This is a genomic window from Kinneretia sp. DJ1R-11 (assembly GCF_025717595.1).
Taxonomy (GTDB): domain Bacteria; phylum Pseudomonadota; class Gammaproteobacteria; order Burkholderiales; family Burkholderiaceae_C; genus Paucibacter_A.
The window spans coordinates 600547-608093 of the sequence record NZ_JAJIRR010000002.1 but is presented as its reverse complement, the minus strand read 5'-3'; the positions used below and the strand labels follow the sequence as shown (position 1 = coordinate 608093).

Here is a 7547-nt window from a genome sequence, read left to right as displayed (position 1 = left end):
CCTTGCGGCGCTTGCTCATGACCTCAAAAGCTGGCTTCGTTCTTGATCTTCTTCACAGCAGTTCTCCTTCTGATTTAGCTTCCGCCAGGGCATGTGCTTGGGGGTAGCCGGCCGGATTGCATGTGCATCACACATGGCCTTCGGCCCGCGCCGCAGGCGCGTCCGACGCGTTGCGTCGAGCGAGCCGGCGATACAAGGGTCACAACCTTGAGCCTTGGGCCGCTAGGCGACGGCCACACCCAAACACACGTTTCGGCACATTGCGTTTGTTTCACTTGGCGCCGCCAGCGGGTCCTGACCCCGCGACCTCCGGTTGGACAGACCGGCGCTCTTCCAGCTGAGCTATGGCGACATGTATTCCTGGTCCGTGCAGCAGGACTCGAACCTGCAACCCTCTGCTCCCAAAGCAGTTGCGCTTTCCACTTGCGCCACACACGGGTCGTGCTCCCAAGGGTTGTCGGTGACGGGTTCCGACGCCGCCCAATCTTTGCGGCCGGTTTGCGCCTATCGAAGCGAGAGCTCGACGACAGGCTTGGGTTTGGCATCCCGTGCGGGAGTTGAACCCGCCTCTTCGGCTTGAAGGGCCGAGGACCTCACCGGAAGTCCAACGGGACAGTCATGAAAACTGGCGCCTCGTGGAGGATTCGAACCTCCGGCCTCCGGTTTCGTAGACCGGCGCTCTGCTCCGCTGAGCTAACGAGGCCATGCACTCTCGGCTGTGTCCGCACGCGATATCGGCAAGGTAGCCGAGATCGCTGCATGCCGGCTCCGTCTGCAGAACGTGCTTGGCACACATGCACACCGAGCTGGCCGGTGCTTGTGCACGGGCACACCCGAGAGGGCATCAATCCGATTCGCAAGAGCCAAACAAAAAGCCCGGTTCCTGCAGGAGACCGGGCTTCAGGGGATCGGAGATGGATCCCTGGAATGTCAGAACTTCAGTAGGCTGAAGTTCCTCCCGGCAACGATGAGTCACCCTCAAATCGGTCATGCCGCGGCTGGCTCAGTGCGAGCTGCATCGCGAACTCATGACGACCCGCTGCTACGCACAAAGCCATCTCGACCGACATGGGTCGTGTTGCGTTGGCGATGAAGACGGTGCGGAGCATGATGAAATCTGGCGGGTTGGGGCAAATCAACGAATAGAAGAATTGTGAAGAGTGTTCACGAGTCCGTCAACACATTCGATCACATAGAATGCATGTGAAGTGTTTTAACAACACCAACCGTGTCCAGCATCACTACATTCCGCCGACTCAACGCCATCGCGCTCTTCCAAACTTTTGCGGAAGAACGCATCGCCGCAGGCGATCCGCCCAAGGGGCTTGAATCCACCTGGGCTAAAAAAGTCGAGATGAGCGGCGCAACATGGTCGATGGCCAAGAGTGGCGCACGCCCCATTGGTGACAAGCTAGCACGGCAGATTGAACAGCATTGCGGCAAGGAGTCAGGTTGGCTCGATACAGAGCGTGAGCCAACTGGGCTGTCACCTGGAGAGCAGCAGTTCCTGGCGCTTGCCCTGAAGGTCTATCGCGAAACAAACAGCGATGGGCGAAAGCGCTTGAAGCAGGTTCTGAAAACATTCCAACAGTAGGCCCACCGCAGGGCCTTTGAATCGCTCCGAGTCGATTCAGGGAGGCCGGACTTTCCACAATGTAGAGCCGCAGAAAGGCACCGGGCCGAACGCGCTGTTTGATCGGCTGTCTTTCGCACTGCTGCCGCAAGGAGTTCGCGGGGGTCCGATGCATCTAGGACAGGAGTACTGGCGAAAAGCAAACGGGTTGAAGTCGTCAGCATTGGGTTTCTGGGCGACCCGCAGCAGGTAATTTCGCAGGAGTTCACGGCCCGAGGTCAAGCGTCAATTAGCGGTCCACTGGCGGACCGTTCAGGTCGATTTAGGGCCGCATAGAGCCATGAGATCACGTTGCGGTCAAGCAACCCAGCCACAAAAACCGACTTCCAGTTGTTTCGTCCCTCATGTTCTTCATCAAGTTCGCGCAGTTCCGAAACTAGCGTTCTTCGCAATGCCTTGACAGAAATTGGCCGAGTTCGGAAATCCCTAATGATTGCGGTCGGACGTCTGCACATTTTGGTCCACCGGTTTGCTAAGAAGCTTTGAAGATCGGTCTTGTGAATAACAGCGTCCAAATGGAACGCAACCGCGCTGTACTCTGGATGGGTGGGCGCCAGGCGTAGTCGGATCGACACTTTTGGCACTCGACCCAAGTCTTCGAACCGCGCCGCTATCAGCCGCAAGGCCAGGCACTTGTCGTAGTAGGGGTGCAGTACTCGTTGCCCCGGGAGCGCACCAACAGTTCTCGTTGAGCGCTTCGCGTTGCAGTTGCATGCTGGAACTAGGTTGCGCGAGAAGACAGCAAACTCCGGAAAACCGTCCTTTGGCAGCAAATGGTCCAGTGTTCCTCGGTGAGTTGACCCACACATTGGGCAGATCTTGTCCGAGTGCTCTGCGCGCATCATTTTGATGAATCCAAGAGCTCTCGGTGGACTCTTGTAAAGGCTACGCAGAGAGTCCTTCTGCAAATCTGTGAGCCCGATATGCTGAACAAGAAGTGCGTTTCCCGACACCGCCTCATACTGAGCATATGCGGCAACTAGCTGTGAAAGCACCGGCACGAGGTTGGGATAACTCTTCAAACGCCAGTCATTGGCAACTCCCGTCAATGCATCTGGGTCGTCTACATCAGGGACCAAAAGTGAGTTCACAAGCCACCTCGCTCTTCGATCGATGCCCTCAGGTCGTTAAGGAACTCGGTAGACAGTTCGTCGCTGAATTGTTGATAGATCTCGCTCCACGGTAGATTTTTCGATAGCAGGCGCCTTTTCAATTCGATTGCATGAGCTGATTGATCCTCTTCACCAAAAACAAAAACCGAGATCTCGCCCACATCAGAGCCGAATGTCCTAAGGCGCGGTTTCTCGGTAGAGACAAATCGGTTCTCATCCACCCTAAGCACTGTGACCTGCTCGGTGAACACTTCGCGCACAAAGTACGCGGAGTGCGTTGCAATGATTGCCACTGATCCGGTTTGCTCCAGCAAGCCATCGAGCAGCTTCACAAATCTACTGATGAAGTTCGGATGCAGATGTGTTTCGGGCTCGTCAAGCAGGATCAGCGACCCGTTCTCAATGTGCAGGCTGACTTGAGCCGCAAATTTGACGAACGAAATCTCCCCGCTGCTGAGCGGCAATCCCTGCGTCTCAATCAACCGCACTGGCTCCTTACGCATCTCGACTGAGGCGAAACGTCGCAAGAAAGCTGCCTCATTTCCATCCCGCAGCCGAACAATCGGCTCGTACAGCCGCTCACTGTTGTTGCTGGGCAAGCAAATCTCTTCAGGATTGCCAAGAGCGGCCATCGAGTTGAGAAAAATCGTCCATCGGTCTAGTCCCCCGATAGACTCGTCCGAGCGAGCGAGCTGAACCACGAGATCGCCGACGTATTCGTTCCGCCTCGACCGCCTGGACCGGTTGAGCGAGAAGCGGTGGTATCGGATTCTTGGTCGCCTAAGGCGATCAGATGGAAACACCGACTCTGCTTCATTGGTTGGGGCGAAAGCTAACAGTCGACTGATCGTCGGTCCTACGCCGTTTGCATCCGTGAGTTCATTTCCTCCCTTCAATGCTGCCCGGGCTAGGCGCCCTAACGTCTGGCTCTTCCCCACCCCGTTCTTCCCAATGACGACTGCCATCCGCTTAGGCAATACGCCTGTGTGGTCGAACCTGAAATCGAGTTGATGCTCATTCTCGTGGCCGGGTAGAAGAAACCGTACTGACAAACGGTCCGACAGTTGCCCGAGGGTCTCGGTCTCTAAGCCTCTGAGAATTGATCCAGCGTTTTTGTAGGCGAAGAACGATTCTGTATTTCGAACAAATGACATTGCAAACACTTCAGTTGCCGGGGCAACCTCAAGAATCTGTGCAGTTGGGTCAAACTCGCCGAGCGCCACGAGATCCCTTGCGGCTTGCAACGCCTCTGAGGCTTCGTCCGGACCAAGCGCCTGTACGACTGTCCTGTAGGCTTGGCTATCGCGAAGCATTGTGAAGAACCGATGCTTGTCCGGATTTGCTGGAATAACCAGGCCCGGTGCCTCGCCCAGCACTTCTTCGAGAGTCGACGCGCCACTTGCGGCGCCGCTAAGGAAGCCGACAAAACCTTCGACCACCACGCTCTTACGAACCTTGCCTCGAATGGAAATCACGACCTGCGGCTGATGACCAAAGTCGTTCCAACTACGCCCACCCGGTGCTATTTGGATCGCATATTCAGGGCTGTCATCCGCAAATGAGCCGTCGCCGAAGACAACACTGAACCGATTTCCGCTTTCGGAACTAGCCACTTTTCCCTCCCACAGTGCGAAGTGCTTGTGTAGGCATTGTGTATGCCGGCGAGGTGAGCGCTCTGGGGATACAACGCAAGGATTGACCTCTCTCCGACCCGCGGTACCACCTAGGCGGAAATCCAGATTGAAGGTCACTTGATCTCTTTGCCGGAAGCCCGTGGTGATGAGTTCTGGCTGAGTTGGCGCTCTGCATACTCCTCCGGAGGGATTCGACCCAGACTGCTGTGCGGCCGCACTGGTCTGGGATTGAGGCAAGGAGCTATCGGATCACACCCGATTCACCAGCGAGTCCGGAGTGAGCGTCCTCTTTGCTGACCAGCACAGCCCATGGCAGCGCGGCACGAACGAGAACACGAGTGGACTCTAGCGTCTGTATTGCCGAAGGGAACTGATCTGTCCCGGTGGCGCGATCGTGAGATCCAAGCCGTTGCTAGCGCGCTCAAAACCGACCGAGAGAAATGCTGGGCTGAAAGACTCCGGAATAGGCCTCGAACGAGCATCTGCCATCCGTTTGAAGAACCGTTGGTGCGGCGACCGGTTGAATCCGCCGCACATGGCTGCCGTTCATTCTTGATGCCCGAACAACTGGAGCCGCCTAAAGCGGCCAACCTGTGCCACCTGCTCGGCACCTAGTACTCCCAAGATTTGGAAGCGCTCATACTCAGCTGAAGCACATGCGATGCCAACGTACTGGCCGCTCTAGCCTCGCCTTGCGAGAGGGACAGGGGACATGATCCGGCAAGACACTCGCGCCGCAGGCGCCCATGTAAGGGCGCCTACAGGAACACCGGGTGCAAACCAACCAGACCAAATTGGCGGCATACGTTGGGACGCTTGAATGCGGTCTTCAAGGTCGGCGAGGGAGAGTCGAGCCGCCGGGACTGAACTTGCGGCGATGTGGTGCATAAGCCCCTTCCCCCAAAAGAGGGCCCACCCCGGTGGGATGGTTGCCGAAGAAGCATTGACGGATGCTAGCGCCATCGTTGTAGGAGAGCCCCATGCACACCGTCCACCAACCTGCTGGTCACACATTCACCGCAACCTTGCTCAAGATCGTGCGGCAAACCGAACTGCTTCTTGAGCGGCGCGTTGAGGCGACCGAGCGCGCTGACGCGCTTCACAGCCTTGAGGTGACAGAGTCCACCTGGGGTGCGTGGGAACAAGCAATGCTGGAGTGGAAACCAGAGCAGGTCCGCTGAGTCCGGGGCCTCGGTCTGGCTCATCTAAATCAGCCACTTTCTGTCATTTCGCGTTGCTCGTTGCCATCGGAGCACCAACATCGTCGGCACTTTGACTCTTTGAGGCTGCCTGGTGCCGGTGATTTCTGGCGGCCCAGCGAACGCTGCCGGCAACACCATTCATTGGACAGTTCGATGGATGAGTGACCGCTACACCCCCAGGACCTGACATTCATCGGAAATCGATCTTGGGCCAGCCAGAACCCAAGGTGTGCAGCGGGGCACCAGCTGCTCTCGCGAACTGCGAACTGCGAACTGCGAACTGCGAACTGGCGGTATCGACCCAAAGGAGCCGATCTGCCCTCAGGAGGTAGCGGACGCGATGTTCCCAATCCGGGTACTCGTCCTATTCTCCTCAATCGCCCAACTCGGGTAAGCGTCTACAAAAACCGCAGCAGCTCAATGTGCGGTCATTTGACTCCAGACCCACGCGCTGACGTCAGTAGCCTCAGGCAGGCCGAGTCGCGCTGCACCTGCACAGAGCACTTGCTGTTCTAACGCCTCGCCTTCGGGTGGCCCCTGCAGCGAGTACTGCCTGCCCGAAGATGTCGTAACCACCCGCGCACTGTTGTCGATGGATGTGATGGCTGACGTCAACCGAACCACGCCGCGGTCCATGTCTCGGTCTCTCAGTGTGACCAGATGCAATTCGCCATTTGGCGATTTCAGCATCCGCCACGAAAGCGCCTCTACCTGAGGCTGATCCTGCGGCGACGGTGCATCGCGCCCGTTGGCCAAAAGAATGATCATGGTTGCTTTCCTCGTGTAGTCGACACGGGCAAAGGTAAGTAGCCCGCGCCATGCATCAATAGCGACTTGGCCAGGTCTTGCCAAAGTCTCAGTACGACAAGTGGAGACGCCATCAATTCGAGGCGCCCGGGCAGTCGTTCGAGTTTGGCAAGGCGACCTGGCCCGCTCTGAATCGCCACGGCACCGAACTGACGCGCAGGAACTTGAGCGACTTTTACTACCGTCCAAAGCCACGCCACGAAGCAAGGTCATCGGATAGTTCAAAGACAAACGAAGGCTCGTATCAACTGTGCTTCAGAGAGAAGGGGCGCCGACTAGCCAGTTCGCCCCTAAATAGCACCGCCATACTTGACTGCCACCAGAATTTCATGGACGCGTTCAGCGCCGCTCGGCGTCTCAGCGACTTGAAGCGGCGTCAGGTCGTCGAGCATCACATGAGGGCTGTGCAGCCAGCTCCAGGCTTCAGCTTCCGACACGAAGACTTCATTGGCAAGCTGCTCGATAGCGAAAGTCTTGGGAGCGGCGGCGAGACGATCTTTGGTCCGAATGAGTTGCCGAATCAGCGCCTCGTTGAATTCAGTGGCGGCCTCGAGTTGCTCGTGGATGGAGCGACACAAGTTCGTGATGAGCGGGTGTTCGCCTCTGTCTGCGAGGCTGCAAATTCCCTGGTTGCCTCTGGCTTCGATCAAAGCAAGGACAACTCGGGCATCCGCGCTCACTTGTTCCAGAGTGCTGATAGCTTGTGATGCCCACGGTGCGGAAAAGTCACTCGAAGCCTTGAGTGGATTAGCCGCATGCCCTCCCTGCGGCAGGGAATCGGGGCCTTCGGCATCGACGGTGTTGCGTTCTTGGGCAGGCATGTCTTCGGGTACAACAAGGGTGTTGTCCGCGACCATCGAAGGCTCTTCGCCAGACCGTTTGGGGTCGAGCCGGTGCTTGAAGCGCTCGACAGCATGACGATGATGTCCTGGCTTAACGATGCATAGCCAACGCCCGAGAGTGAGTTGTAGGCAATGGTGGCATAGGTCGATCTGGACATCATTGCCATCGCCGAAAACGGACCCGTAGCCAGCTTTCAGATCGATAGAGACGAACTCATGAAAGGCCACTTCATCCCTATCGACCAACCGCCCACAGCGATCGCAACTTATCTGCTTTGTGTAGGTCTCGGGTCGAATGTCTTTGATTTGCATACTCG

General features: G+C 57.2%; 5 protein-coding genes, 4 tRNA genes and 1 pseudogene. 3 read left to right on the top strand and 7 right to left on the bottom strand.

The annotated features are described in order from the left end of the window. Positions 1–276 precede the first annotated feature (276 nt). From LNV23_RS06725 to LNV23_RS06710, 4 genes are all read right to left on the bottom strand, one after another. A tRNA-Asp gene (locus LNV23_RS06725) sits at positions 277–352 on the bottom strand. A gap of 9 nt (positions 353–361) precedes the next feature. Further along, positions 362–438: transfer RNA gene (locus LNV23_RS06720), tRNA-Pro, on the bottom strand. A 101-nt stretch (positions 439–539) separates the two neighbouring features. Continuing rightward, positions 540–614: transfer RNA gene (locus tag LNV23_RS06715), tRNA-Glu, on the bottom strand. Between the two features lie 12 nt (positions 615–626). Continuing rightward, positions 627–703: transfer RNA gene (locus LNV23_RS06710), tRNA-Arg, on the bottom strand. Positions 704–1228: 525 nt separating this feature from the next. Between LNV23_RS06710 and LNV23_RS06705 the strand changes: the two genes are divergently transcribed. After that, entirely contained in the window at positions 1229–1594 is a 366-nt protein-coding gene (locus tag LNV23_RS06705; protein ID WP_263562262.1) for a hypothetical protein, read from the top strand. Between the two features lie 1126 nt (positions 1595–2720). Here the strand turns inward: LNV23_RS06705 and LNV23_RS06700 are convergent. After that, positions 2721–4358 carry an AAA family ATPase gene (locus LNV23_RS06700; RefSeq protein WP_263562261.1) on the bottom strand — a complete coding sequence of 546 codons (1638 nt, stop codon included), beginning with the start codon at positions 4356–4358 and terminating at the stop codon, positions 2721–2723. 253 nt (positions 4359–4611) lie between these two features. On the opposite strand from LNV23_RS06700, the pseudogene LNV23_RS06695 reads away from it, so the two are divergent. Further along, positions 4612–4820 (top strand): annotated as a pseudogene (locus LNV23_RS06695) (IS30 family transposase); the annotation flags it as partial. 539 nt (positions 4821–5359) lie between these two features. Continuing rightward, positions 5360–5560 carry a hypothetical protein gene (locus LNV23_RS06690; RefSeq protein ID WP_263562260.1) on the top strand — a complete coding sequence of 67 codons (201 nt, stop codon included), beginning with the start codon at positions 5360–5362 and terminating at the stop codon, positions 5558–5560. Between the two features lie 438 nt (positions 5561–5998). Here LNV23_RS06690 and LNV23_RS06685 read toward each other — a convergent pair whose 3' ends face one another. Both LNV23_RS06685 and LNV23_RS06680 read right to left on the bottom strand, forming a co-directional pair. After that, positions 5999–6349 carry a hypothetical protein gene (locus LNV23_RS06685; RefSeq protein WP_263562259.1) on the bottom strand — a complete coding sequence of 117 codons (351 nt, stop codon included), beginning with the start codon at positions 6347–6349 and terminating at the stop codon, positions 5999–6001. A 329-nt stretch (positions 6350–6678) separates the two neighbouring features. Beyond that, on the bottom strand, positions 6679–7542 hold the full coding sequence (locus tag LNV23_RS06680) for an MbcA/ParS/Xre antitoxin family protein (RefSeq protein WP_263562258.1): 864 nt from the start codon (positions 7540–7542) through the stop codon (positions 6679–6681). Positions 7543–7547: the final 5 nt, after the last annotated feature.

Coding starts and splice junctions, on each gene's coding strand:
- LNV23_RS06690 (WP_263562260.1), top strand. CDS start 5,360: ATGCACACCGTCCACCAACCTGCTGGTCACACATTCACCGCAACCTTG.
- LNV23_RS06685 (WP_263562259.1), bottom strand. CDS start 6,349: ATGATCATTCTTTTGGCCAACGGGCGCGATGCACCGTCGCCGCAGGAT.
- LNV23_RS06680 (WP_263562258.1), bottom strand. CDS start 7,542: ATGCAAATCAAAGACATTCGACCCGAGACCTACACAAAGCAGATAAGT.